The sequence below is a fragment of the Streptomyces sp. NPDC031418 genome (assembly GCF_055581605.1).
The window spans coordinates 321,915-345,496 of record NZ_JBVIJC010000009.1; the positions used below are offsets into that span (position 1 = coordinate 321,915).

A 23,582-nucleotide genomic window follows, 5' to 3' on the forward strand; every position below is an offset into this window, starting at 1 on the left:
CCGCCCGGTTCAGGCGGCCGGCAGCAGCGCGAGGGCGCCGGCGACCAGGGTGCGGACGCCGGGGGCGACGACCGACAGGTCGGGGGCGAAGTGCGGGCTGTGGTTGCTCGGCACGGCCGCCAACTTCTCCGGCACGCTCTCCCCGGGCGCCTGCTCCCACACCTCGGCGGGGGTCGTCGTCACGAACCAGTACGAGTACGGGATCGCCCCCAGCGCGAGCTGCGGGAAGTCCTCGCTGCCCATCGCCGGGCCCGGGTCGAACACCGTGTCCGCGCCGAAGACCTCGCCGTGCACGGCGGCCACGGCGGCGTCGGTGCCGGCGTCGTTGACCGTCGCCGGAAACGTCGTACCGACCAGGATCTCCGGCTCGCGCGGGCAGCCGGCGGCCAGGCACTCACCGCGCGCGATACGCCGGATCGCGGCCAGCATCCGCTGGAGCACCGCTTCCGACTGGGTGCGCAGGTTGAGCGCGATGTGCGCCTCGTCGGGGATGATGTTGTGCCGGGAACCCGCCTCGATCCGGCCGACGGTCAGCACCGCCGACTCGCCCGCCGCCACCTCCCGCGACACCACGGTCTGCAAGCGCGTCACCAGATAGGCGGCGGTCACCACGGGGTCCACGGTCGCCTCGGGCCGCGAGCCGTGCCCGCCGCGCCCGTGCACCACGATGTCCACGTCCGTCGCCGCGCTCATGATCAGGCCCGGCGCGTGCGGGTACAGGCCCGCCGGGCCCGGCGCGGCATGCTGCCCGAGCAGCGCGTCCGGCCGCCCGAACCGCTCGTACAGCCCGTCCTCGATCATCGCCCGCGCCCCGCCCCCGCTCTCCTCGGCGGGCTGCCCGACGACCAGCAGGGTGCCGCGCCAGGTGTCCCGTCCGGCCGCCAGCGCGGCGGCGGCCCCGGCCAGCCAGGTGACGTGCAGATCGTGCCCGCAGGCGTGCATCACCCCGTCGGCCCGGGAGGCGTACGGCAGCCCGGTCCGCTCCCGCACCGGCAGCGCGTCCATGTCGGCGCGCAGCAGCACGGTCGGCCCGTCGCAGTGGCGCAGCCGGCCCACCACCCCGGTCCCGCCGACCCCCTCGGTGGTCTCGTACCCGGCCTGCCGCAGCCGCTCGGCCAGCTTTCCGGCGGTGCGGTGCTCGTGGAGGGACAGCTCGGGGTGGCGGTGCAGATCGCGGTAGAAGTCCTCCAGGGCCGGCACGGGCAGACCGGAGGTGAGGTCCAGGGCGGTGCGGGCGGCGGCAGAGGTCATGGCCGCAGGGTAGGACCGTGCGGGGCGGGATGGGCGGCGATCACCAAAACGTGTGCGGGCGTCGGTACGGAGGTCCGCGCGGACGTCGTCGGGTCGGACGTCGTGGGGTTGGACGTCGTGAGGTTGGACGTCGTGGGGTTGGACGTCGTGGGGGCGGACGTCGTGGGGCGGTCCGCCGCCCGCGCCGGGCCCGCGTTCGCCGCCGTGAGCAGCGCCGCCACGGCCACCACCGCGGCGGCGACACCCCGGGCGCACCGTGCGGCGGGCCGGTCGGGGGGTGCGGTTGTACGTCCGGTCACGGCGACCTCGCAAGCACGGTGGCGACGTATCGGGCAGCTGGGCAAGGGCAACTTGCCCAAGTGGGTCAAGTACGTTTAATCCGCCGTTTAACCTAGGGGCGTTCGGAGCGAACGGCAAGGGACACAAGGCGAGTTGGGGGCCGCGCATGCGGGAGCGGGACGACCCGGAGACGGTCGGGCGACGGGTGCAGCGGCTGCGCACCGAACGCGGACTGACCCAGCGGCAGCTGGCCGAACCGGCGTACACGCCGGCCTATGTCTCCACCCTGGAGGCGGGCCGGGTCCGGGCCTCCGACGAGGCGCTGCGGCACATCGCGGACCGGCTGGGCGTGACCTTCGAGGAGCTGGCCGTCGGCCGCCCCGCCCACCTCGCCACCGACCTCAGGCTCCGCCTCACCGAGGCCCAGCGCATCCTCGCCGACGGCCGCGCGGAGGAGGCCGCCGCGCGGTACGCGGAGCTGCTCACGGAGGCGGAGCGGTACGACCTCGACGGCGAGCAGGCCACCGCGCTGCTCGGCCTCGGCGAGTGCGCCCTGGAGACCGGCGAACTGGAGCGGGCCCGCGACCACTTCGAGCGCGCCGAGGAGCGCCTCGCCGCCTCCTCGTCCTCCCTGCCCGCCCGCGTCCCGGCCGTGCGCGGCCGGGCGGTCGCCCACTACCTGGCGGGCGAACTCCGCTACGCCGTCTACCTCCTGGAGACCGCCCTCGACGAGCTGAACCGCTGCGGTCTGCACGACCCCGACGCGCTGCTCCAGCTCTACGCCAGCGTCATCGGCCCGTACATGGACATGGGCGCGCACGCCCGTGCCGCCAAGGCCGCCGAGTACGCCCTCGCGCTCGCCCCGCGCTCCGGCGATCCGGCGCTGATCGCCCGGATGCACCGGGCGGTCGCCCGCACCCTGCTCGCCGAGGGCCGGATCGCCGAGGCCGACGCCTCCCTCGCCAAGGCGGCCGAGCTGTACCGCCGGCTGCGCCTGCGCACCGAGCTGGCCCACTGCCACTGGATGCGCGGCTACGTCTACGCCCAGCACGGCGAACTCGACCGGGCGGAGGAGGAGTTGCGGCAGGCGCTGGCCATGCTGTCGGAGACCCGCGCCGCCCTCTACCGCAGCCAGGCGGCCGTCGAACTGGCCGACGTCCTGCACCGCCGGGGCAGCTCCGCCGAGGCCGCGAGCCTCCTGGAGGGCGTCCTCGGCGACTTCTCCTCCGAGCGCGGCGCCGTGCACGCCGCCGCCGCACACCGCCTCCTCGGCATCATCGCCGAGGACGCCCGCGACACGGAGGCCGCCGAGGAGCACTACGTCCGCGCCCTCAGCATCCTGGAACGCGCGGGCGCCGCCGGCGACCTGGCCGACCTGTGCCGCCTCCTGGGCGACCTGCTGCGCCGCACGGGCCGCACGGAAGCGGCCCTGGACGCCTACCGCACCGGCCTCACCCCCCACCCCACCCCAGGCACCACCACCCTGGGCCCCTCCCCGGCACCACCCCCGCTGTGAGCCCCGCCTCGCGGCACGGCCATTGCTGTGGCCCTGTCCTCGGGATGGTCGCCGCGAGGCGCGCCCCCGGCAGGGCTGCCGCCGGGAGCCGCGTCCCCGGCAGGGCTGCCGCCGGGAGCCGCGTCCCCGGCAGGGCTGCCGCCGGGAGCCGCGTCCCCGGCAGGGCTGCCGCCGGGAATCGCGTCCCCGGCAGGGCTGCCGCCGGGAATCGCGTCCCCGGCAGGGCTGCCGCCGGGAATCGCGTCCCCGGTGGAGCCGCCGCCGCGAGACACGCCCCGGCAGAGCCGCCACAGTGAGACGCCCCCGGCACCACCCCCGCTGTAATCCCCCCGCAATCCCCCCGCCCTCACACCTCCGCGTGCCCCTGTCTGCGGACGTCCGCCAGGCGTAGGGCGCCGATCTGGACGGCTGCCTGGGTGGCGTCGTTGCCGATGTCGCCGAGGCCGCCGTTGGTGAGGGTGAAGGAGTCCTGGCCGACCCGTACGGCGGCCACGTCCATCGTGAGCAGGGCCTGCTGACCGTCACGGGTCATGGCCGCCAGGGAGACGCGCAGGCCCTGGCGGGCGTCCCCGACCTCGGGCAGTGCCGCCGCGCCTATCTGGACGTCCTCCGTGATCCCGGTCTGGGTGGTGGCGGTGAACCGGGCGCACTGGACCGGCATCGTGCTCAGCCAGGCCAGCGCCGCGTCCACGTCCGACGGGCGGCGTGCGGCGATGGCGTAGCGCAGCTGGGCGTCGGTGTCGGCGTCGTCCAGGCCGACGGCGGCCCGGGCGGGACCGCCGAGCAGCTCGTCCGCGTAGAGCGCGTCGAGGAACTTCTGGCAGGCGCCGGCCGCCGTGGTCGCCTTCAGCAGCGCGTCCCGCCAGGTGGCCGCGCCGCGGGTCGCCGTCCAGGGGGCGCCGAGGTCGGTCTGGGTGAGCAGCGCGGCCTGCGCCTGCTCGTCGGTGAGGGAGGAGCCGCCGGGGTGGGCGGACTTCTTCGGCGGCGCGGTCGGCTTGGCGATCGTGGGCACGGGGTACGGGGCGCTTTCCGGTTGCTTCAGGCTGAGGGCGGCACAGCCGCCGAGCGCGAGCAGGCCGACGCCGAGCAGGACGAAGGGGAGGCGGCCGTGCGGGCCGCGGGGTATCGCTGCGGTCATCGGTGCCTCCTGCGCAGGTCTGGTGCCTGATCTCACGGGATCACCGGGCCGCCCCGGCCACCAGCGCTCGGGGCCGTACGGGTGAGCGGGGGGCGGCGGAAAAAGGGTGGCCCGCGCCGGGCGGGGCCTGTTAGCGTCCGGGGCATGCAGCGCGCCCAGCAGTGCCCGAACCGCACGACGACGCCGGAGACCGTCCCGGCGCGCTGACACCTGACCAGCATCCAAGCCCCGGGGCGCACGCCCCGGGGCTTCGGTCTGTGACGGGGCGTACGCCTCCCCCCAGAAGGAGCGTCCCGCCATGCACGACCACCGCCGGCTCGGCCGTGACCTGGACCTGTTCGACACCGACCCGCTGATGGGCGCGGGCCTGCCGTACTGGCTGCCCGACGGGGCGGTGGTCCGGCACACCCTGGAGGAGTACATCCGGGACGCGGAGCGCGCCGCCGGCTACCGGCACGTGTACTCGCCGGTGCTCGGCAAACGCGAGCTGTACGAGATCTCCGGGCACTGGGACCACTACAGCGACGACATGTACCCGCCCATGCAAGTCGGCGAGGACGAGGTCGTGCTGCGGCCCAGCCTCTGCCCCCACCACGCCCTGATCTACCGCTCCCGCTCCCACAGCTACCGCGAACTGCCGCTGCGCATCGCCGAGTTGGGGCCCATGTACCGGGCCGAGCTGTCCGGTGTGCTCGGCGGGCTGACCCGGGTCCGGGCCATCCAGCTGAACGACGCGCACATCTTCTGCACCCTGGACCAGGCCGTGCAGGAGGCCCGCGACGCGCTGCGGCTGATCGCCCGCGCCTACGCCGACCTCGGCATCCGTGCCGTACGCCACCGGCTGTCGCTGCCCGGGGCGGGCGGGAAGTACGTCGCCGATCCCGAGCTGTGGCGGCGGGCCACCGGGATGCTGCGGGAGGTGCTCGCCGAGGCCGGGATCGAGCACGAGGAGGCCGAGGGGGAGGCCGCCTTCTACGGCCCGAAGATCGACGTGCAGATCGCCGACCCGGCGGGCCGCGAGTCCACCCTGTCCACCGTGCAGATCGACTTCCACCAGCCCGCCCGCTTCGACCTGCACTACATCGGCCCGGACGGCGCGAAGCACCGGCCCGTGATGGTGCACCGCAGCGTCATCGGCAGCGTGGAGCGGGCCGTCGCCCATCTCGTGGAGGCCCACGGCGGGGCCTTCCCGGCCTGGCTGGCCCCGGTGCAGCTGGTGGTGCTGCCGGTCGCCGAGGAGCAGGTGGCACAGGCCGCGGAGGCGGTCGCACGGGCCCGGGAGGCCGGGCTGCGGGCCGAGCTGGCCGGGCCCGAGCAGGGCACCCTGGGCGCCCGGATCCGGGCGGCGCGCCTGGTGCCGTACCAGGCGGTGATCGGCGCGCGGGAGGCGGACGCCGGGCTGGCGGCCGTACGGCTGCGGGACGGGCGGCGCCCGGGCGAGCTGCCGGTGCCGGAGCTGCTGCGGCGGATCGGCGAGCGGGTGCGTGCGCGCGGCGCGGAGCTGTGGACCTGATCTAGGGTTTGAACGTCGGTACGACGAAGGAGTCAGCTGTGACCGGTCAGCCCATCCCCGTGATCATCGACTGCGACACCGGCGTGGACGACGCCCTGGCCCTGCTGTTCGCCGTCCGCCACCCGGGACTGGACCTGCGGGCGGTGACCTGTGTCGCCGGGAACACCGACGTCGACGGCGTGGTCCGCAACACCCTCACCGTGCTGGAGCAGGCGGGCGCCCCGGACATCCCGGTGGGCCGGGGTGCCGAGCGCCCGCTGCTGGAGCCCGCCCGGCCGGCGCAGCATGTGCACGGCGCCGACGGCATGGGCGACCTCGGCCTGCCCGCGCCGTCCCGCACCGCCGCCGACGTGGACGCGATCACGCTGCTGCGCCGGGAGATCCTGGCCTCCCCGCGCCCGGTCACCCTGATCCCCACCGCGCCGCTCACCAACATCGCCCTGCTGCTGCGCACCCACCCCGAGGTGACCCGCAACATCGAGCGGATCGTGTTCATGGGCGGGGCGGTCGCCACCGGGAACGCCACACCGGTCGCCGAGTTCAACGTCTGGCACGACCCGGAGGCGGCGGCGATCCTGCTCACCGCCGGGGTACCGATCACCATGTACGGCCTGGACGTCTTCATGCGGGTGGTGGTGGACACCCCGGACGTGCACCGGCTGCGCGCCAGCAGCGAGCCCGGCACCCGGCTGGCCGGCGAGCTGCTCGCGCACCGGCCGACCACGCAGGGCGAGGAGCCGGAGGCGGAGGAGGCGGGCGGCCTCGGCGACGCGGGCGCGGTGTGCGCGGTCGCCGACCCGCAGGGCATCGTCACCCGCCGCCTCCCGGTGGAGGTCTCCCTGGCCCCCGGCCCGGGCCGCGGCCAGACCATCGTGGACCGCCGGCCCCGGCCGGGCGAGTCCGAGATCCACGGTGAGGCCCGCGAACAGGCCCTGGTGGACGTGGCGTTGGACGTCGACGTGGACCGGTTCGTGAAGCTGTACCTGGAGACGGTCGAACGCTAGGGCCTCCTTTTAAGAGGGCCCTAGTCGGACAGGGTGGAGGCGCGCGCCGTCCAGCGTTCCTCCACCCGCGCGAACCTCCAGTACGCCAGCGCCGCCGCCCACACCACCACGAACAGGCCGACGATGACGTAACCGGCGCTGTCCAGGTTCACCCCGGCGATCCAGCCGGTGACGGAGTCGCGCAGGTCCAGCTTGTCGTGGACCACGCCCACCAGCTCGATCGTGCCGATGAAGAAGGCGACGGCGATGGACAGCCCGGTGATGGTGAGGTTGTAGAACACCTTGCGGACCGGGTGCGAGAACGCCCACTGGTAGGCGAAGTTCATGAACGTGCCGTCGAGCGTGTCGAACAGGCACATCCCGGCGGTGAAGAGCAGCGGCAGGCACAGGATCGCGTACCAGGGCAGGCCCGCGGCCGCGCCCGAGCCCGCCATCACCATCAGCGTGACCTCGGTGGCCGTCTCGAAGCCGAGGCCGAACAGGAAGCCCACCGGGTACATCTGGCCGGGGCGGGAGACGGACCTGGTCAGCCGGCCGAGGAAGCGGTTCATGAACCCGCGCGAGTCCAGCTGCCGTTCCAGCTCCCGCTCGTCGAAGGTGCCCGCGCGCATCGACCGGAAGACCCGCAGGATGCCCAGCAGGGCGACCAGGTTGAGGGCCGCGATCAGGTAGAGGAAGGCGCCGGCGACCGTCGTACCCATGAAGCCGAGCACCTGGTGGGTGGTGGACTTCTCGCTGGTCACCGTGCCCGCCAACCGGGTGCCGCCGGCGATGAGCAGCGCCAGCAGCACCACCACGCTGGAGTGGCCGAGGGCGAACCAGAAGCCCACCGACACCGGCCGCTTGCCGTCGGCCATCAGCTTGCGGGTGGTGTTGTCGATCGCGGCGATGTGGTCGGCGTCGAAGGCGTGCCGCATGCCGAGGGTGTAGGCGGTGATGCCGAGACCGACGCCGAAGACGTCCCGGCCCACCTTGTAGTGCCCGGGGGCGACGAGCAGGAAGAGGATGCCGAAGGCGACGACGTGCAGGGCGACGATCACCGCGAGCAGTCCGGCCGTCCTGACCGTGTCCTCGCGCTGCCAGCGGAAGGCCGCCTTGTCGGACGCGGGCAGGGTGGTTCCGGGCAGGTTCATACGGTCAGCTCCAGCACCTCGTGGATCCTTCATCAGTGCCGTGGCCGGTCTCCTGGCTTACGGGTCGTGCGTTCGTCGCCCCTGCCTTCCCGGTCGTACGACCAGTGGCCCGGCGGATGCCGGACGGGACGGGAACTCCCCGATCACAGTGGCGAGGGCCGCGTCGATCTCTCATCGACTTCCCGAGCACCACGGCCCGCCCACCGTAGGGGGCCCGACCATCTCCTGCATAGCTGCACAACCGGGCAGGTATTCAAGATCACATACCGGCCTGCGAGGATGTGGGCATGCATCTCGTGCCTGCCGACCGCGCCGACCGTCGCACCATCGACGGCCACCGGGTGTGCGACGCGATCGCCGCCATCGGCGACGCGGGCCGTCTGCGCGCCTGGGCCGACCGCTTCTCGCTGCTCGCCGATCCCAACCGGCTCGCCCTGCTGCTGGCCCTGCACCACACCGGGCCGCTCGCCGTCTCGGACCTGGCCGTCGCCACGGGCATGAACGACCCGGCGGTCTCCCAGGCGCTGCGGCTGCTGCGTGCGGCGGGCGTGGTGGCGGGGGAGAAGGAGGGGCGGGTGGTCCGCTACCGGGTGGTGGACCAGCGGGTGCGGGGCTTGTTGGAGCACTGCGGGGAGTGAAACGCGGCGCACCTCGCCGCTGAAGGTTGCTTTTCCGGGCAATGTGGACAGGCTCTCTCCTGTCGTCCTTCCGAAAGGGAGCCCGTATGGCCCGTATGGCAGAGTCCTCGCCGGACCTCTCCTCCCGGAACCCCGACTGGTGGCGGCAGGCCGTCATCTACCAGGTCTATCCGCGCAGCTTCGCCGACGCCGACGGTGACGGCCTCGGTGATCTGCGCGGCATCACCGAGCGCCTGGAGCATCTCGCCGAGCTGGGCGCGGACGCCCTGTGGCTCAGCCCCTTCTACCCCTCCGAACTCGCCGACGGCGGCTACGACGTCGCCGACCACCGGGACGTCGACCCCCGGCTCGGCACCCTGGACGACTTCGACGCCCTGGTCGCGAAGGCGCACCGGCTCGGGCTGAAGGTCGTCGTGGACATCGTGCCGAACCACACCTCGCATCTGCATCCCTGGTTCCAGGAGGCGCTGCGGGCCGGGCCCGGCTCACCGGCCCGCGACCGGTACGTCTTCCGGCCCGGCCGGGGCGAGCGCGGCGAACTGCCGCCCTCCGACTGGCAGTCCGTGTTCGGCGGCAGCGCCTGGCGGCGGGTGCCCGACGGCGCCTGGTACCTGCACCTCTTCGCCGCAGAGCAGCCCGATCTGAACTGGGAGCACGAGGACGTACGCGCCGACTTCCGGGCCACCCTGCGGTTCTGGGCCGACCGGGGCGTCGACGGCTTCCGCATCGACGTCGCCCACGGCCTCGCCAAGGACCTCTCCGAACCGCTGCGGGACATCGGCGGTATCGGCGCGACCGGCGAGGAGGCCCTGCTGCGGGTGGAGCCGGGCAGCCACCCCTACTGGGACCGGGACGAGGTGCACGAGACCTACCGCGACTGGCGCAAGGTCTTCGACGCCTACCACCCGCCGCGCTGCGCCGTCGCCGAGGCCTGGGTGCCGGGCGCCCGCCGGGCCCGGTACGCACGCCCGGACGAGCTGGGCCAGGCCTTCAACTTCGAGTACCTGGAGGCCCGGTGGGACGCCGGGGAGCTGCGCCGGGTGATCACCGAGGAGCTGGCCACCGCCCGCGCGGCCGGGGCCGCCGCCACCTGGGTGCTCTCCAACCACGACGTGGTCCGGCACGCCTCCCGGCTCATGCTGCCGCCCGGCACCGACCCCGGCGCCTGGCTGCTGTCCGGCGGCACCGCGCCCGCGATCGACCCGGCGGCCGGACTGCGCCGGGCCCGCGCCGCGACCCTGCTGATGCTGGCGCTGCCCGGTGCGGCCTACCTCTACCAGGGCGAGGAACTGGGCCTGCCGGAGGCCGCCGAGCTGCCCGCCGAGGTGCTCCAGGACCCGATCTGGGAGCAGACCGGCCATGTCCGCAAGGGCCGCGACGGCTGCCGGGTGCCGCTGCCGTGGACGACGACCGGACCCTCGTACGGCTTCGGGCCGGGCGCCGGCTGGCTGCCGCAGCCGCCGTCCTTCGCGTCGTACGCCGTCGAGGCACAGGCCGGTACGGAGGGCAGCACCCTGGAGCTGTACCGCACCGCCCTCCGGCTGCGCCGCAAACTGCTGGAGGGCGAGGAACTGACCTGGACGCCGGGCACCCCGGCCGGGGTCCTGGACTTCACCCGCACCGCCACCTGGCGCTGCGTCACCAACCTCACGGACCACCCGGTACCGCTCCCCCCGGGCGAAATCCTCCTGACCAGCACCCCCACCCCCGGACCCGGCCCCCGGGACCTACCCCCGGACACCACGGTCTGGCTCGGCTAGGGGGCCTTTCCGAGCATCCGATCGTCAGGCTGGTTGTGAGAGATGGGGAGGTAACTGAGGCTTCCTAGCACGGCACATCGCCACCGCACCGCCACAAGGTTCCCCGGTCCGCGTAGACGTTGGCGCGGGGAGACCACGCGTGGCCCGTCCACTCCTGCCCGTCACCTGCGGCAATGTATGCCTCCCCCTGATAGGCCAGCGGGGCGTCCTGGCGTGCGGTCCCGCAGAGGGCCGGATCGGTGGTGAACGTGGTGCCCGGTTCAACGGTGATGTGGCTGGTGGAGGGCCCGGGCATACAGTCGTGACCCGCTCCTGCCCAGAAACCAGCCACCTTGACCGTGACGTGCGCGGCGGAGGCCGTGGGATTGTCGACCTTGAGGGCGAAAGCCACCTTGTCGTGCTGGACCTTCGCGCAGGCACGCAGATGAACACCGGACGGACCGGCTTTGGGCGGAGAACAGCGGCTGTCTCCCCCCAGCGCGTCACTGGGCTGGGCAGTCGTTCCCGCGGCGGATGTCGCTGGGCTGGAGGAAGGCTCGGCCTGACCGCCCTGCTCGGTCGACCCCGACCATCCCCTCGCAGCGACTCCCAGAACGATCAGCAGGCCGACGCCCGCAGCGACGCCGGCCGGCCGCTTCCATGAGCGGGAGGCGGCAAGGGCAGGAGGATCCGCGATCGTCCGCGGCGGAGCCGATTCGTCGGCGGGCGGCTCGGGAGCCTTGAGCGCGTTGACTACCGCACTGCGCCATTGGTGGCCTTTGATCTTCTGTAGCTCGGTCTTGTGGAATTCGATCCGCCGGGCGATCCCCATCAGCCGCTCGCGTTGGGGCGCTGCATCGTCCCGGAAGGCCGCCACAATCCGGGCGGTGTCCTGGACGGTCGGCAGACGGCTGGATCTCTTGTTCTCGCCGAGCAGCTGATCGCGGCCGAGCAGCCAATGCCCCAGGAGAGGGTTGTCGATCTTCGGGTCCGCGTCCCTCAGCCGGGCGAGCAGCCCCGAACGGGAGGGCCCAGCCCCCTCCATCACCTGCTGAAGGCAGTCGCGCCACTCATCCAGGGCCTGGACGAGGGCGTGCGCCAACCCTTCGAAGGACTCCCCTGGTTCCCTCACCGCTACTTCTCCTCCCACCCAGAGCTTGCACTGCGCTAGTGAAACAGCAGGTCAGAGCGTGTGCACCGTGCACTGCAAGCACCTGCCGGGCGAAGGGTCTGGAGCAGGCTTCCGGCACTCCCGAAAGTGGAATGCGGCGGACGCCGACAGTGCTGATCCGCCCTCAACCCACCTACGCAGGAGCGGAGTTCTGCCATGACCCGATCGACGACCCGAAAGCATCGCACAGTCCTCACCCTCCTCGCGGCCGTGCTCACGGCGACCGCCGCACCGCTCGTCACCCCTGCCACGGCCGAAGCCGCCACGGGCGGCCGGGTGTGCCTCTTCCTGGACAAGGAGGGCGCCCGAATCGCCGGCCGGACGTACGGTCACGTCGCCTGGTCGATCCGCGACCCGCGGAACACCAACCACTGGATCTGGGGCGCCACCGAGGGCTACAAGGGCAAGCTGCACATTGCGGCCGGCGACTACAACGGCAGCTGGATCAAGGGCGGCACCTGGGACGGGCTCCGCAGGAGCATCAAGCGGGACGGCCACCACCGGGCGGGCTACTACGACGCCTACCGGTGCATCAACACGGCCAGTGGTGACCTCAAGGCCGCGCAGCGCACCTTCGACAACATGAAGAACAACGGCTACGACATCGGCTTCAACAACTGCCTCACGAAGTCGATCGCGATCTTCCGCAAGTACAGCCCCGCCCTCAGCAGCAAGAACCTGCCCGACGGTCAGACCGTCCCGCCCAGGAACTACTTCGCGACCACGCTGGACAACGCGCGCGGCTGGGAGAAGGCCCGCACGTACTGAGGGCCGATCAGCACGTGCCGCTCTTCGGTGAGGGCTTCTGTCCCGCGGCACGAGCCCTCACCACCTCAGACATCGAAGGAGAACGAATTTCATGAACGAGGTACCGCGCCCGGAGCCCGAGCGGAGCAACCTTTCGGGCCGGCAGCCGGGGTTCGGCTTCTCGTACATGCCGCCTCCGCCGAGTTACCCTCCGCGGCCGCAGATGCCGCGGGGCTTCGGGTACGCGCAGCAGTCGGCGTATGCCGGCGGCTCCGTGGAGATGCCGCAGCGGGTCAGGGCGGCTCGCATCGTCCTGTTCCTGCTGGCGGGCTTCCTGATCGTTCTGGGCCTGACTGCGCTCGCTCAGGCCGAGGCGGCGCAGAGCGCTCTCGATCCTTACAGCGGGTCCTGGTGGTCCCATGCCCCCGCTGTCGAGGAGGCGGAGCGGGACGCGGCAGTGCAGATGGCGGTTGCGCAGTCCGGGATGCTCCAGGGTGTCGTCTACGCGGCCCTCGCGCTCGTGCTCGCCACACGATTCGGCAAGGGCGGCACCGCCCTCCGGATCGGCACGATCGTCTACGGCGCCTGGCACTGCGTCGTCGGCACCTACACGCTCGGCCTCACTGCCGGCATCGCCCCCACCGCCGTCGTCATGGCAGCCCTCGTAGAGCTGGCCGCTGGTGTTCTGCTGATCGTCTTCATGGTTCAGAAGGACGGCGTGGCCTGGTTCAGCCGCCCACGCCACTGAGCACAGCCGAGCCGGTCGCCTTCAGCTCGGCCCACACCGTCTTGCCCTTCCGGGACGGCTGGACCAGCCAGCGGGACGCCAGGGCGTCCACCACCGCCAGCCCCCGGCCGGACTCGGCGTAGTCGTCAGCCGGACGCCGTACAGCCCGGCGGCCGGACGCGTCCGCGACCGACACCCACACGGTTCCTGCGTCCGGGTGTTCCAGCGTCAGACGGCAGGTGCCCGGATCATCCGGCAGCGGGGACGCCGGGCGCGCATGCTGAACAACGTTCGTCACCAGCTCGGAGACGACGAGTACGACGTCATCCGTCATGTGCTCCAGGCCCCAGCACGCCAGCGCCGTGCGGACGCTCAGCCGCGCCACCGCTGCCGCCGTCGGGTCCAGCGGCAGGGTCTGCACGTACCCGGGCACAGGGCCGGTCAGGGGCCGCAGCGCGGGCAGTCCGGGGGAAGCAGTCGTGGTCATTACCGCCTCTTCATCGTCTCGGTGTCCGTCGGCGCCCTCCGGGGCGGGAGGGACCGGTGAGCCGTCAACCGGCCGTCCGGACGTTCTCCGGACGGCCGGTAATCACTCAACTCCGCTGTGCTTCCCTGGGTAAGGGAGCAGAGTGGAGGGTGAGTTGCACCGGTTGCACACGCTCGGGGGTCTCGATGGGACGTCGACCACTCACACCGAACGACCGCCTTGCGGCGTTGATGCGAGAGGGGAACATTCAGAACGACCAGCTGGCCCGCCGGGTCAACACCGTCGGCGCGGAACTCGGCCTCCGCCTGTCCTACGGCAAAGCGGCCGTCTCGCAATGGCTGAAAGGGCATCTGCCGAAGAAGGAGGCCCGACCGCCCGTCGCCGAAGCGCTCTCGCGCCTCCTTGCGCGCCCCGTAACCTCGGCGGAACTCGGCTGGGAGGACCATCCGGTCGATTCCCCGGACGCGGTGTCGGGGATGGTCGATCTCGGAAGGGCGGACATGGACCCGTCCAGGCGTGCTCTGCTCGGCGCGGGCCTGTACTCGGCAGCACTGGTCGTCCCCGGGTACCGGGACGTCGCAGGCCGGATCGAGCGTGTCTCCGCCGGTCGGACCGTCCGTATCGGCATGTCCGACGTGGCGACCGTGGAGCGGATGACGGAGCGGATCGCGGACATCCTGGACGACCTCGGCGGCGGCCACGCCCGGCCCATGGCGGCGGCGTTCCTGGTCAACACCGTGGGGCCCTATCTGCGCGCTGACGGCACGGACGAGGTGAAGCGGGCGATGCGGGCGGCGGCGTCGGACCTGACGTACCTCACGGGCTGGATGGCCATGTACGAGCGGGAACACGGCCTGGGGCAGCGCTACTACGTCAAGGCCCTCGAACTGGCCGGCGAAGCCGAAGACCACGTGACGTACTGCCGGACTCTGCGCGGGATGGCGTTGCAGGCGTCGAACCTGGGCTACGGCCCGAAGGCCCTCGAACTCGCCGACTCGGCCGCCGAAGTCGCACCGGCGTCCGGGCCGCGCCTGGTGGCGTTCCTACGCGGCCAGCAGGCCCACGGAGCGGCCATGGTCGGCGACCGCCGTCAAGCGCTGACCCGGCTCCGGGAAACCGAAGAAGCGCTCTCGCAGGCCGACGGCCGCAACGACCACATCGGCGGATACGACCGCGCCGCCTACGAATTCCACGTCGCCCACGTCATGTGGGCCCTCGGCGACCGGCCTGCGTCGGTCAAGGCCCTGCGCCGGTCCAACAAGGCCCGCCCTGCCGGAGAGCGGCAGGGACGCGTACACGCCACCGGTCTCCTCGCCTCCCGGCTCATGGAGATGCGGCACGTCGAAGAGGCGTGCCAAGAGTGGGGCGTGTTCCTGGACGACTACGCCGCTATCTCCAGCGCCCGCGGGGACGAACATTTCGCCACGCTCCGCGAGCGCATCCGGCCGTACAGGACCATCCCGGCCGTGCGGGAGATCTCGGCGCGGGCCCGGGAAGTGGCCCGGCAGAAAGCCGCGGCCTGACCGGCACACACCCCGGCGGCCCGCTCCCACCCCTTGGGACGGGCCGCCGTCACACCGCCAACGTGTTCCCGCGCTAGGCCGGGTAATCGAAAGGCACCTGCGCAGACGCGGTATCCACTGCACCATCCCGGACAAGCCTGATCAGAGCCGCAACCGCAGGAAACTCGGCTCTCGAGGCGGCCGTCCGCCGCAGTTAGACCCAGAGGACTGCAAGGCTCGCCACGCAGTTGAGTGCGACATCAACCGCCTCAAAAGTCACCGTGCCGTGGCGACGAGGTATGACAAACTCGCGGTCCGATCTGAGGCGACTGTCCTCATCGCAGCCATCAACGAATGGCTGTGACCAGCACATTCGATATACGCCTCAGGTCAGTGCCAGGGTGCCGCCGACCCGTTGTAGGTGAGCTGGAATACCCCGGCCATCACCAGGAGCACCACACCAACAACGGCAGTCGACCACTTCGGCTTCCTCCGCCAGGCCACCGCCCATACACACATCAGAACCAGCGGAATCCAGCCGCCAAGGTAGATCCACCATGGGGTCTGTTCCATCGCGGGGGTCTGCCCTTCCCGTGGTCTACCGTGGCCCGCACGCTCCTTGTGCGGAAGTGCGCACATCGAGCCTGTGATCGGTGCGCTGGTCTTGTGGAGTGCGGCCGGTCCAGGCCGACGGCCGTAGAGCGCGGCCAAGAGGGTGTTCAGCTCGGTCGTCACAGACTGATCTCGGACACCCTCGTGAGCGAGAGAGGGACGTGATGCAGTTCACGGAGAAAGGGTGACAGGGTGGTGTCGCGGACAGCTGCGACTGTCGACGCATGACGATCACAGATGAGGACTGCCTCGCCGAGACCCTGACGTTCAACGCCCAGTTCGAGGCTACTGCCGCGAGCCGTCCACCTCGTGGGCAAGCGGTGGATGCAGACGTGCTGGCGCTTCTGCGGCGCAACCGGCTCGGTGGCGACACGCCACCAGTGCGACTGCCGCAGGGCCAGGACCGCGTCGTCGCGGGCGGGGTGAAGGTCCGGGCGTTCGTGCCGGATCACGTCGAGGGCGTGTACCTGCACATACACGGCGGCGGCTGGGCGTTCGGCTCGGCGGACGGGCAGGACGAGAAGCTGTGGCGGCTTGCCGTGGAAGCCCGGCTGGCCGTGCTGAGCGTGGACTACCGCCTGGCGCCGGAGCACCCCTTTCCCGCCGGCCCCGACGACTGCGAAGCGGCCGCCCGGTGGCTGGTGGACCACGCGGAGACCGAGTTCGGCACGGGGCGGCTGTTGATCGGTGGCGAGTCGGCCGGCGCCCACCTGAGCGTCCTGACCCTGCTGCGGCTTCGCGACCGGCACGGCATCACCGGCACGTTCCGTGCGGCCCACCTGGCCTTCGGCCCCTACGACCTGTCGATGACACCGAGCCAGCGGCTGTTCGGCTCCCGGCGGTTGCTGAGCAACTCCGACTCGCTGCGGGGGAGTTACGAGCTCTTCACGCCGGGAATGAGCCCGGAGGAGCGCCGCGACCCGCAGGTCTCGCCGCTGTACGCCGATCTCACCGGCCTGCCCCCCGCCCGGATCGTCGTCGGCACCCAAGACCCGCTGCTGGACGACTCGCTCTTCCTGGCTCAGCGATGGCAGGCGGCCGGGGCGGCCGTGCAACTCGACGTCGTCGCAGGCGCGATGCACGGCTTCACCCTGTTCCCGTCGACCATCACCGCACGCGAACAGCAGCGGGAGCGGGACTTCCTGGCCGACGCGTGACGGTAGCGTCAGCCCATGGACCGTACTCCTCGGCTCTACGCACTGGTGGAAGAGTTGCGCGCGGCGGCGCCGCGACCGTTGACGGTCGCCGCGCTCGCCGCGCGGTTCGAGGTGAGCACGCGGACGGTGCAGCGCGATCTCCAGGCGCTGATGGAGGCGGGTGTCCCGGTGCGCACCACAACCGGGCGGGGCGGCGGCTGGTCGATCGACCAGGCGATGACTCTCCCGCCGATCCGTTTCACCGCCGAAGAGGCCGCGGCGCTGGTCGCCGCGCTCGCCGTCGCCGACGCCTCCGCCCTCTATGCCGGCGCGGTCCGTACGGCGTCCCAGAAGATCGCGGCCTCGATGACCGGCCCCGCCTCGACGGCTGCCGAAGAACTCGCCGCCCGGATCGTCGCGCTGCCGACGCGGACCGCGGAGTCGGTCCGGACCGCGGTGGAGCAGGCTCTCACCGACGGCACAGTGCTGCGGCTGTCCTACGTCGACGCGGCGGGGCAGGAGAGCGAGCGCGACGTTGAACCGGCCGGGCTGCTCACCGCCGACGGCAAGTGGTACCTCATCGCCTGGTGCCGCACGCGGCAGGCGGGTCGAGGCTTCCGACTGGACCGGATCACCGCGGCGGCTCCGACCGGTGAGCAGGCGCGACCCCATGAACTGGCCGGCCTGCTGCTCGGCTCGGCTGCCGCCGGCGCGGTGCAGCCCACCGCGCTGGCTGCACTCATCCCCCCGCCATGACCATCGGAACTACTCGTCTAGCCGGCCGAGGGGCTCGGCGTCGTGCCACCGCCTCCGAGGAGGCCGTTGAGGTCCAGGGGGGTGGAGGTGGGGTTCGGGGGCGGGGTGAGGACGACTTCCGGCTGGCCGGGGGCCGGGGGCGGCGGGGTCAGGTCGCTGTTCGGCAGCTTGGGCGGGGTGGTCTGCTGGAAGAGGGTCTGGTCGAAGTCGACCAGGCCCGTCTTCTCCATCACCGTCATATGGTCGAGCACGGTGTCGTTGGCCTGGTCGGCGAGGGCGCGCACCAGCGAGTTCTTGGTGGTGGAGCGGATCTTGGCGATGGTGTTGAAGATCGCGCCGTGCGTCATCCGCAGGATGTTGGCGAAGTCGCTGTCGAACTTCTTCCCGCTGTCCGCCTTCAACTGGCTGACGAACCCCTGCTGTTGGGGGCTGGCCAGGTCGGGCAGGGTGATGTTCAGCATGGGGGCGATCTTGCGGCAGCTGGCGTCCAGTGCGGCGTGCCCGTCGACCAGGTGCTTGCTGGCCGTGCGGACGCCGGGGGTGGTGGCCTTCTGGAGGCCGAGCTGGCCGACCGGGTACTCCCACAGGCCGGCCGCCCGCACCTTCACCACGAAGTCGCGGTCCTGCTCGGTGAGCGGACCCCACTGGGTGCTGGCGATCACGCGGTCCTGGGCGGTGGTGACCTTGTCCAGGCCGAGCATGCTCGGGTAGGCGAGGGCCGTGAGGGTCAGGACCATGGCACCGCTCACCACGAGGGTGCCGACCGCGTTCCGTGAAAAGCGCACCGTGTCTCCTGCGGCAGGGGCGGTTCGGACGCCCATGAGTACGCACGGCGGAGCGGTTCTTCTCGGCCCGGCGGGTGTCGGACGGGTAAAGATCCCTTGATCTTGTGTTGGTGTACATGACAGACGGTTGGGGAAAGGTTGACCCGGCGCCGGGAGAAGCCGTACCAAACCCCGGCCTAGATTCGCAGCATGCCCCCACAGCCTGCCCCCAGGACGCCCGCCGCCCTGCCGGTCCTGCCCTACCGCAAGCCCACCAAGGGCCGTGACTACTGGGTCCTGGACGATGTCCTGCCCGACGTCGACGCCGTACGCCAGCGGTGCCTGGCCAAGGACGACTGGGTCGAGGGCTACCCGTACACCTCTGAGACCTGGCCCGGCCTGCGCGCCATGCCCGGCCTGCTGCCCGCCGAACTGGCCCGCGTGGAACGGCTGGTGAAGCAGGCCACCGGCGCCAAGGAGCTGTGGGTGCAGCAGGCGCCCGGCGGCGGGACGCTGAACCACAACTGCGTCCAGGTGGTCGGCGAGGGCGAGAGCACCCCGCGCCCGCACACCGACTCCCGCGCCCTGTGCCGGTACGCGGCCGTGCTCTACCTCAACCCGACCGCCCCCAAGGACTGCGGCACCGCCTTCTACCGCCAGTCGCTGCCCGGCGGCCGGCTGGGCGGCAACATCGTCCAGGCCCCGCACAACAACCTGGTCGAGGCCCTCGGCACCCGGTACGTCCCCGGCGACCACTTCGAGGAGGACGTCCGCGTCCCGCACAAGTACAACCGGCTGCTCCTCTACAACGCCAACCTCGTGCACAGCGCGACCGGTTACTGCGGCACCACGCTGGAGGAGAAGCGGATGACGGCCGTCTTCTTCTGGATGGCCTGAGCCCGGGGCCGGCCCGGCGCGGCAGGCGTATCGTCGCCTGGTCTGAAGCCGATCGGGTATGGACGGGGACGGTGGGTCGTATGGGCGTTGCCCTGGGAGCGGTGGCCGGAGTTCTGGGGCTGGCCGTGGCGGTGCTGGTGCGGCGCGAGCGGCGGCGGCCGGCCGGCGGGCCGGAGGCCGCGGGGATCGAGGCCCGGGCCGCCCGGGGCCTGCGGGACGCGCGGCGGCTGGCGCACGCACGGCACCGGTTCGCCGGCGTCGACGGCGTCGGCGCGCTGCGGGACCGGGGCTCCGGGCGGTAGCCCGGCCCGGGTGCGCTGCCGGCGCGGGCGCGGTAGGGATGGTGGGTGAGCAGTATCGCCATCGTGGGCGCCGGGCCGGGGCTCGGGGCCGCCGTCGCCCGCCGCTTCGGGCGGGAGGGGTTCCGGGTCGCGCTCGTCGCCCGGGACCGGGAGCGGCTGGACGGACTCGTCCGGGACCTGGCGGAGCACGGCGTCACCGCCCGGGGCTTCACCGCCGACGTCCGCAGGCCCGAGAAGCTGGGTGCCGCCCTGGACGCCGCCGCGCGCGAGCTGGGGACCGTGGAGGTGCTCCAGTACAGCCCCGTACCGCACCGGGACTTCATGCGGCCGGTGCTGGAGACCGGACCCCGGGATCTGGTCGGGCCCATCGAGTTCTCGGTGTACGGGGTCGTCGCCGCCGTACAGCGGGTGCTGCCGGGTATGCGGCGGCTGGGACGGGGGACGATTCTGCTGGTCAACGGCGGGGCCGCGGCCGTACCGCAGCCGGACCGGGCCGGGACGTCGGTGGCGTTCGCCGCCGAGAGCGCGTACGGCCATCTGCTGCACGACCGGCTGGCGCGGGAGTCGATCCATGTGGCGCAGCTGGTGATCCCGGGGGCGATCGTGCCGGGGCACGCGCGCAAGGACCCGGAGGTGCTGGCCGAGCTGCTGTGGGGCATGCACCGGGACCGGCACGGGTTCCGGCACTACGCCGACGACCTGGACAGCTGAGGCGGCCCCGGCCGGTCCCGTTCTGCGGGGAAGGGCTCTGTACGCCAATATGGTGATGTTGGCCGTATTGTCCTCTGCAAGGGGGCCTCCATGGCTGTCGAAATTCCCGCGCTCATCAAGCCCTCCCGCATGCGCAGCAGGGGCGGGCTGCTGGGCGAGTGCCTCGCGGAGTTCCTCGGGACCTTCGTGCTCATCTCCTTCGGCTGTGGCGTGGTCGCGATGGCGGTGGCCGCGCTGCCCGGCTCGGGCCGCGCCGCCACCCCCACCACGATCTTCCTCGCGGCCGGTGACTGGCTGCTGATCACCTGGGGCTGGGCGATGGCCGTCACCTTCGGCGTCTACGTCGCCGGCGGCGTCAGCGGCGCCCACCTCAACCCGGCGGTGACGCTGGCCATGGCCGTGCGCCGCGGCTTCGCCTGGGCGAAGGTGCTGCCCTTCTGGATCTCGCAGCTCGTCGGCGCGTTCGCCGGGGCGGCGCTGGTCTACCTCGTCTACCACAACGCGATCAACGCCTTCGACGGCGCCTCGAGGGGGCCCAAGACGAACGGGCACACCCTGGCCACGTTCTCGATCTTCGCGACCTTCCCGGCGCCCTACTTCCACGGTGGGGTCTGGGGCCCGCTGATCGACCAGATCGTCGGCACGGCCTTCCTGGTCATGCTGGTCGTCGCCATCATCGACCTGCGCAACCAGGCCGTGCAGTCCAACCTCGGACCGCTGCTGGTCGGCTTCATCGTCGCCGCGATCGGCATGTCCTACGGCGCGAACGCGGGCTACGCCATCAACCCCGCCCGTGACTTCGGGCCGCGGCTGTTCACCTGGCTGGCCGGCTGGAAGAGCCTGGCGTTCCCGGGGAGCGTCTCCGGCGCGTTCAGCAACTACTGGTGGATCCCCATCGTCGGGCCGCTGATCGGCGGAGTGATCGGGGTGCTGATCTACGACCTCTTCGTCGGAGACGTCCTGCTCGTCCGCTCGGAACAGACCGAGCTGCGCGAGCCCGGGGAGGTCACCCCGGTGCGGACCGTCGACGACGAGTAGCCGCCCGGGCGGCCGGTCGGCCGGTGCCCCGGCCGACAGCTCGGCCGATGTCCTGACCGACAGCTCGGCCGATGTCCTGACCGACAGCTCGGCCGGTGTCCTGGCCGGCCGGTCAGCCGGTGTCCTGGCCGGCCGCTCGGCCGCCGGTGTCCTGGCCGGCCGCCGCCCGGCGCGCCGTCGCCGCGATCTCCTCCAGGGCCGCGAGATGGCGGGTGAGCGCCCGGCGGCCGGCGAAGGTGAGCGAGGCCCAGGTGCGCGGCCGCTTGCCGAGATGGCCCTTGCGGATGCTGACATAGCCGGTCTTCTCCAGCGCGGAGAGCGTCTTGCTCAGCGTGGAGTCGGACACCTGGCAGTAGTCCCGCAGGACGCCGAACTCCGCCTCGCCGCAGGCCGAGAGGTAGGCGGCGAGGGCCAGCCGGGTCGGATGGTGCAACTCGCGGTCGAGGGCCGGGGGCGCCTTGCCGGGATCGGTCATGCCGTGCTCGCCACCCGTCCCGCCAGGGCCGCGGTCAGGACGCGTCCGGCGCCCTCGCTCACGCCGAAGGCGACGAGCCAGCCGGCGGCGCCGTAGAACGCGTAGCCGAGCAGGCCGATCGCGACGGGCGTCAGCGGCAGCACCCACGCCTGCCAGCGCGGCCGGTCGCACCCGCTGTCCCGGCCGAACCAGCGCACCGTCCCGGTGTGATGCACGCCCGCCCAGATAAGCGCGAGGAAGACGAGCAGGCTCAGCACCCCGACCCCGGCGAGCCAGGGAGCCCACTGGGGCTGCCGGTCGGCCAGCCCCAGCGCACTGAAGCCGACCGCCGAGGCCAGACCCTGCCCGATCGCGTAGCCCAGCGGCCGGTGCCGCTCGTCGCCGGCCTTCTGCGCCGCGCAGCGCGCGGAACGGGCGGCCGCGAGGGCCTCCTCGGCCTGCTTCGGGTCCATCGGTTCGCCCGTGCCCATCGGTTCCCCCGTGTCCATACGTGTACCTCCGGTGTGGGGAGGGGCGGTTGGTCGGTCCGCTCCTCCGTGCGTACCTTCAGCATGGACAGTACTTTCCATAAATGCAAGTACTTTCCTGACGCCCCGTGAGGCGGCCTGACGTCCCGTGAGGTGGCCCGGCGCCCTCACAGCGGCCGGTTCGGCCAGTCCAGGAGGCGGGCCCCGATAACCGCGGTCTGGAGCATGTACCGGTGGGACGGGTCGGCGGGGTTGGCCGAGGTGAGCTTGTGGATGCGCTCCAGGCGGTAGGTGAACGCCCGGACGCTGAGCGAGAGACGGCGGGCGGCCTCCGCCGCGACACAGCCGGAGTCGAAGTAGGCCGAGAGGGTCTCCAGCAGCGGCACGGCGCCGCCCCGGGCCGAGGTCAGCGGGCCCAGGGTGTGCTGCACCAGGTCGGCCATCGCCTGCCGGTCGCGCGCGAGCACGGGGTAGACCAGCAGGTCCGCGGCGCGCAGCAGGGGCGCGTCCAGGCCGAGCCGGCCGGCCATCTCCAGCGCGGCGAGCGACTCCTCGTACGACTGCACGACCCCGCCGGCGCCGGGCTGCGGGCGGCCGATGGCGACCCGGCAGCCGTCCGTGGCCGCGTACGCCTGCTTGGCGAAGTAGGTGAGCACCTCGTCCTCGTCGCCGGGCGCGATGCACAGCAGCCGGCCGTTCTTCGTGGTGAGCAGGATGCTGCGCGAGTCGAACCGGGCGAGCACGGCGGCCTCGACCTTCCGGGCGAGCGGGTCGCCCTCGCCGTAGGCGACCGGGCCCTCGGCCACCGCGACCGCGTGCGCGCGGGACAGCCGCAGACCGAAGCGTTCCGCGCGGGAGGCGACCCGGCCCAGGTCGCTGCGGCCGTAGAGCAGGTCGTCGATGAACTCCCGGCGCGCCGCCTCCTCCCGGCGCACGGCGAGCCGCTGGGCGCGTTCGTAGCCCTCGGCGAACGCGTCCACCGCCTGTTCCACGGCGGCCAGCGCGGCCAGCGTGCTCTCCGCCGAGACCGGCCCGGCCGGCCAGGCGGCACGGGCGGCGGCGAGGTGGGCGACGACCAGCGCGCGCAGCCCGTGCCCGGCCTCGGCCGCCTGCTCGCCCAGGGCGCGGCGCTCCTTCAGCTCCTCCCGGGTCAGCCGGCGGCCGGTGGCCGCGGCCTCGGCGAGGGCGCGCGGGAACCCCTCCAGGTAGTTCGGATAGTGCCCCGGTGTGTCCTGATGCTCGCGCACGCCGCCCCCATGCACCGCTCCCCCGGAAGCGGCCCCCGTTTCCGTGATCCTGACGCGCCGGTGACGGTTTCTTAGCGCCCTTCCGGCATGCAGACAGTAGTGAAGACTGCCGGAAACCGGCAATGCGCGGGCGTGCGCCTCTCCCGCAGCATGCTGCGCGGGGGAGCGCTACGGAGGGTCCCGGGGGGGGGGGGGGGGGGGGGGGGGGGGGGGGGGGGGGGGGGAAGAGGGGGGGGGGGGGGGGGGGGGGGGGGGGGGAGGGGGGGAGGGGGGGGGGGGGGGAGGTGCATGAGGGGGGGTCGGTGTGGCGTAGATGTAGCCGGTGCCGCGAA

At 72.5% G+C, this 23,582-nt stretch carries 24 protein-coding genes, 2 pseudogenes and 1 riboswitch; of the genes and pseudogenes, 15 read left to right on the top strand and 11 right to left on the bottom strand.

Translation table 11 applies throughout. The annotated features are described in order from the left end of the window. Positions 1-9: 9 nt before the first annotated feature. Positions 10-1,251, bottom strand: coding sequence for an amidohydrolase (locus ACZ5CZ_RS15860; RefSeq protein ID WP_468943069.1), 1,242 nt, complete (start codon positions 1,249-1,251; stop codon positions 10-12). Beyond that, positions 1,248-1,550: a hypothetical protein gene (locus ACZ5CZ_RS15865; protein WP_468943130.1), complete on the bottom strand. Its 303-nt coding sequence runs from the start codon at positions 1,548-1,550 to the stop codon at positions 1,248-1,250. Before ACZ5CZ_RS15865 ends, ACZ5CZ_RS15860 begins: the two co-directional genes overlap by 4 nt. 146 nt (positions 1,551-1,696) lie before the next feature. On the opposite strand from ACZ5CZ_RS15865, the gene ACZ5CZ_RS15870 reads away from it, so the two are divergent. Then, positions 1,697-3,046 (top strand): helix-turn-helix domain-containing protein, encoded by a 1,350-nt coding sequence (locus ACZ5CZ_RS15870; RefSeq protein ID WP_468943072.1) that lies wholly within the window; start codon positions 1,697-1,699, stop codon positions 3,044-3,046. 346 nt (positions 3,047-3,392) lie between these two features. On the opposite strand, the gene ACZ5CZ_RS15875 is transcribed toward ACZ5CZ_RS15870, so the two are convergent. Beyond that, positions 3,393-4,184: a hypothetical protein gene (locus tag ACZ5CZ_RS15875; RefSeq protein ID WP_468943075.1), complete on the bottom strand. Its 792-nt coding sequence runs from the start codon at positions 4,182-4,184 to the stop codon at positions 3,393-3,395. Positions 4,185-4,422: 238 nt separating this feature from the next. On the opposite strand from ACZ5CZ_RS15875, the pseudogene thrS reads away from it, so the two are divergent. Together thrS and ACZ5CZ_RS15885 are read left to right on the top strand one after the other, a co-directional pair. Beyond that, positions 4,423-5,697 (top strand): annotated as a pseudogene (gene thrS / locus ACZ5CZ_RS15880) (threonine--tRNA ligase); the annotation flags it as partial. Between the two features lie 38 nt (positions 5,698-5,735). Further along, positions 5,736-6,701 (top strand): nucleoside hydrolase, encoded by a 966-nt coding sequence (locus tag ACZ5CZ_RS15885; RefSeq protein WP_385841668.1) that lies wholly within the window; start codon positions 5,736-5,738, stop codon positions 6,699-6,701. 20 nt (positions 6,702-6,721) lie between these two features. Here ACZ5CZ_RS15885 and nicT read toward each other — a convergent pair whose 3' ends face one another. Further along, positions 6,722-7,834 (bottom strand): Nickel transporter NicT, encoded by a 1,113-nt coding sequence (nicT, locus tag ACZ5CZ_RS15890; protein WP_385841669.1) that lies wholly within the window; start codon positions 7,832-7,834, stop codon positions 6,722-6,724. Between the two features lie 25 nt (positions 7,835-7,859). Further along, a riboswitch (cobalamin riboswitch) is annotated at positions 7,860-8,043 on the bottom strand. 78 nt (positions 8,044-8,121) lie between these two features. Here nicT and ACZ5CZ_RS15895 point away from each other — a divergent pair. After that, positions 8,122-8,472 (top strand): ArsR/SmtB family transcription factor, encoded by a 351-nt coding sequence (locus ACZ5CZ_RS15895; protein ID WP_385841670.1) that lies wholly within the window; start codon positions 8,122-8,124, stop codon positions 8,470-8,472. A 95-nt stretch (positions 8,473-8,567) separates the two neighbouring features. After that, positions 8,568-10,232, top strand: coding sequence for a glycoside hydrolase family 13 protein (locus ACZ5CZ_RS15900; protein WP_468943126.1), 1,665 nt, complete (start codon positions 8,568-8,570; stop codon positions 10,230-10,232). 64 nt (positions 10,233-10,296) lie between these two features. On the opposite strand, the gene ACZ5CZ_RS15905 is transcribed toward ACZ5CZ_RS15900, so the two are convergent. Beyond that, on the bottom strand, positions 10,297-11,313 hold the full coding sequence (locus ACZ5CZ_RS15905) for a hypothetical protein (protein ID WP_387056153.1): 1,017 nt from the start codon (positions 11,311-11,313) through the stop codon (positions 10,297-10,299). 225 nt (positions 11,314-11,538) lie between these two features. Between ACZ5CZ_RS15905 and ACZ5CZ_RS15910 the strand changes: the two genes are divergently transcribed. Together ACZ5CZ_RS15910 and ACZ5CZ_RS15915 are read left to right on the top strand one after the other, a co-directional pair. Further along, entirely contained in the window at positions 11,539-12,150 is a 612-nt protein-coding gene (locus ACZ5CZ_RS15910) for a Tat pathway signal protein (RefSeq protein WP_385841672.1), read from the top strand. 91 nt (positions 12,151-12,241) lie between these two features. Then, positions 12,242-12,877 (top strand): hypothetical protein, encoded by a 636-nt coding sequence (locus ACZ5CZ_RS15915; protein WP_468943079.1) that lies wholly within the window; start codon positions 12,242-12,244, stop codon positions 12,875-12,877. Here ACZ5CZ_RS15915 and ACZ5CZ_RS15920 read toward each other — a convergent pair. Then, positions 12,858-13,343 carry an ATP-binding protein gene (locus ACZ5CZ_RS15920; protein WP_468943082.1) on the bottom strand — a complete coding sequence of 162 codons (486 nt, stop codon included), beginning with the start codon at positions 13,341-13,343 and terminating at the stop codon, positions 12,858-12,860. The two genes, ACZ5CZ_RS15915 and ACZ5CZ_RS15920, sit on opposite strands and share 20 nt — an antisense overlap. 230 nt (positions 13,344-13,573) lie before the next feature. Here ACZ5CZ_RS15920 and ACZ5CZ_RS15925 point away from each other — a divergent pair, with 230 nt between their 5' ends. Together ACZ5CZ_RS15925 and ACZ5CZ_RS15930 are read left to right on the top strand one after the other, a co-directional pair. After that, on the top strand, positions 13,574-14,866 hold the full coding sequence (locus ACZ5CZ_RS15925) for a hypothetical protein (protein ID WP_468943084.1): 1,293 nt from the start codon (positions 13,574-13,576) through the stop codon (positions 14,864-14,866). A 94-nt stretch (positions 14,867-14,960) separates the two neighbouring features. Beyond that, positions 14,961-15,209 (top strand): annotated as a pseudogene (locus ACZ5CZ_RS15930) (IS5 family transposase); the annotation flags it as partial. 26 nt (positions 15,210-15,235) lie between these two features. On the opposite strand, the gene ACZ5CZ_RS15935 reads toward ACZ5CZ_RS15930, so the two are convergent. Continuing rightward, positions 15,236-15,580 (bottom strand): hypothetical protein, encoded by a 345-nt coding sequence (locus ACZ5CZ_RS15935; RefSeq protein WP_468943087.1) that lies wholly within the window; start codon positions 15,578-15,580, stop codon positions 15,236-15,238. Positions 15,581-15,681: 101 nt separating this feature from the next. Here ACZ5CZ_RS15935 and ACZ5CZ_RS15940 point away from each other — a divergent pair, with 101 nt between their 5' ends. Further along, the gene (locus tag ACZ5CZ_RS15940) at positions 15,682-16,614 is read left to right on the top strand and encodes an alpha/beta hydrolase (RefSeq protein ID WP_468943090.1); all 933 of its coding nucleotides are present in this window, start codon (positions 15,682-15,684) and stop codon (positions 16,612-16,614) included. A 15-nt stretch (positions 16,615-16,629) separates the two neighbouring features. Then, complete coding sequence (locus ACZ5CZ_RS15945; protein ID WP_468943093.1) at positions 16,630-17,349, top strand: helix-turn-helix transcriptional regulator; 720 nt, start codon at positions 16,630-16,632, stop codon at positions 17,347-17,349. Positions 17,350-17,366: 17 nt separating this feature from the next. On the opposite strand, the gene ACZ5CZ_RS15950 is transcribed toward ACZ5CZ_RS15945, so the two are convergent. Then, entirely contained in the window at positions 17,367-18,098 is a 732-nt protein-coding gene (locus ACZ5CZ_RS15950) for a DUF4142 domain-containing protein (RefSeq protein ID WP_450788438.1), read from the bottom strand. Between the two features lie 225 nt (positions 18,099-18,323). On the opposite strand from ACZ5CZ_RS15950, the gene ACZ5CZ_RS15955 reads away from it, so the two are divergent. From ACZ5CZ_RS15955 to ACZ5CZ_RS15970, 4 genes are all read left to right on the top strand, one after another. Continuing rightward, positions 18,324-19,010 (top strand): DUF6445 family protein, encoded by a 687-nt coding sequence (locus ACZ5CZ_RS15955; RefSeq protein WP_468943095.1) that lies wholly within the window; start codon positions 18,324-18,326, stop codon positions 19,008-19,010. An 80-nt stretch (positions 19,011-19,090) separates the two neighbouring features. Then, positions 19,091-19,312 carry a hypothetical protein gene (locus tag ACZ5CZ_RS15960; RefSeq protein ID WP_385841679.1) on the top strand — a complete coding sequence of 74 codons (222 nt, stop codon included), beginning with the start codon at positions 19,091-19,093 and terminating at the stop codon, positions 19,310-19,312. 45 nt (positions 19,313-19,357) lie between these two features. After that, positions 19,358-20,023 carry an SDR family NAD(P)-dependent oxidoreductase gene (locus ACZ5CZ_RS15965; protein WP_468943098.1) on the top strand — a complete coding sequence of 222 codons (666 nt, stop codon included), beginning with the start codon at positions 19,358-19,360 and terminating at the stop codon, positions 20,021-20,023. 90 nt (positions 20,024-20,113) lie between these two features. Further along, on the top strand, positions 20,114-21,061 hold the full coding sequence (locus tag ACZ5CZ_RS15970) for an MIP/aquaporin family protein (RefSeq protein WP_385841681.1): 948 nt from the start codon (positions 20,114-20,116) through the stop codon (positions 21,059-21,061). A gap of 112 nt (positions 21,062-21,173) precedes the next feature. Here ACZ5CZ_RS15970 and ACZ5CZ_RS15975 read toward each other — a convergent pair whose 3' ends face one another. The 3 genes from ACZ5CZ_RS15975 to ACZ5CZ_RS15985 form a co-directional block, all read right to left on the bottom strand. Then, on the bottom strand, positions 21,174-21,536 hold the full coding sequence (locus ACZ5CZ_RS15975; protein ID WP_468943102.1) for a winged helix-turn-helix domain-containing protein: 363 nt from the start codon (positions 21,534-21,536) through the stop codon (positions 21,174-21,176). Further along, positions 21,533-22,024 (bottom strand): hypothetical protein, encoded by a 492-nt coding sequence (locus tag ACZ5CZ_RS15980; protein WP_385841683.1) that lies wholly within the window; start codon positions 22,022-22,024, stop codon positions 21,533-21,535. Before ACZ5CZ_RS15980 ends, ACZ5CZ_RS15975 begins: the two co-directional genes overlap by 4 nt. Before the next feature lie 146 nt (positions 22,025-22,170). Then, positions 22,171-23,208: a PucR family transcriptional regulator gene (locus ACZ5CZ_RS15985; RefSeq protein WP_385841815.1), complete on the bottom strand. Its 1,038-nt coding sequence runs from the start codon at positions 23,206-23,208 to the stop codon at positions 22,171-22,173. Positions 23,209-23,582 lie beyond the last annotated feature (374 nt).

Bases quoted from the DNA above. Each gene is read 5' to 3' on its own strand.
- ACZ5CZ_RS15860 (WP_468943069.1), bottom strand. From the start codon at position 1,251: ATGACCTCTGCCGCCGCCCGCACCGCCCTGGACCTCACCTCCGGTCTG.
- ACZ5CZ_RS15870 (WP_468943072.1), top strand. From the start codon at position 1,697: ATGCGGGAGCGGGACGACCCGGAGACGGTCGGGCGACGGGTGCAGCGG.
- ACZ5CZ_RS15875 (WP_468943075.1), bottom strand. From the start codon at position 4,184: ATGACCGCAGCGATACCCCGCGGCCCGCACGGCCGCCTCCCCTTCGTC.
- nicT (WP_385841669.1), bottom strand. From the start codon at position 7,834: ATGAACCTGCCCGGAACCACCCTGCCCGCGTCCGACAAGGCGGCCTTC.
- ACZ5CZ_RS15895 (WP_385841670.1), top strand. From the start codon at position 8,122: ATGCATCTCGTGCCTGCCGACCGCGCCGACCGTCGCACCATCGACGGC.
- ACZ5CZ_RS15900 (WP_468943126.1), top strand. From the start codon at position 8,568: ATGGCAGAGTCCTCGCCGGACCTCTCCTCCCGGAACCCCGACTGGTGG.
- ACZ5CZ_RS15910 (WP_385841672.1), top strand. From the start codon at position 11,539: ATGACCCGATCGACGACCCGAAAGCATCGCACAGTCCTCACCCTCCTC.
- ACZ5CZ_RS15915 (WP_468943079.1), top strand. From the start codon at position 12,242: ATGAACGAGGTACCGCGCCCGGAGCCCGAGCGGAGCAACCTTTCGGGC.
- ACZ5CZ_RS15920 (WP_468943082.1), bottom strand. From the start codon at position 13,343: ATGACCACGACTGCTTCCCCCGGACTGCCCGCGCTGCGGCCCCTGACC.
- ACZ5CZ_RS15925 (WP_468943084.1), top strand. From the start codon at position 13,574: ATGCGAGAGGGGAACATTCAGAACGACCAGCTGGCCCGCCGGGTCAAC.
- ACZ5CZ_RS15940 (WP_468943090.1), top strand. From the start codon at position 15,682: ATGACGATCACAGATGAGGACTGCCTCGCCGAGACCCTGACGTTCAAC.
- ACZ5CZ_RS15945 (WP_468943093.1), top strand. From the start codon at position 16,630: ATGGACCGTACTCCTCGGCTCTACGCACTGGTGGAAGAGTTGCGCGCG.
- ACZ5CZ_RS15955 (WP_468943095.1), top strand. From the start codon at position 18,324: ATGCCCCCACAGCCTGCCCCCAGGACGCCCGCCGCCCTGCCGGTCCTG.
- ACZ5CZ_RS15960 (WP_385841679.1), top strand. From the start codon at position 19,091: ATGGGCGTTGCCCTGGGAGCGGTGGCCGGAGTTCTGGGGCTGGCCGTG.
- ACZ5CZ_RS15970 (WP_385841681.1), top strand. From the start codon at position 20,114: ATGGCTGTCGAAATTCCCGCGCTCATCAAGCCCTCCCGCATGCGCAGC.
- ACZ5CZ_RS15975 (WP_468943102.1), bottom strand. From the start codon at position 21,536: ATGACCGATCCCGGCAAGGCGCCCCCGGCCCTCGACCGCGAGTTGCAC.
- ACZ5CZ_RS15980 (WP_385841683.1), bottom strand. From the start codon at position 22,024: ATGGACACGGGGGAACCGATGGGCACGGGCGAACCGATGGACCCGAAG.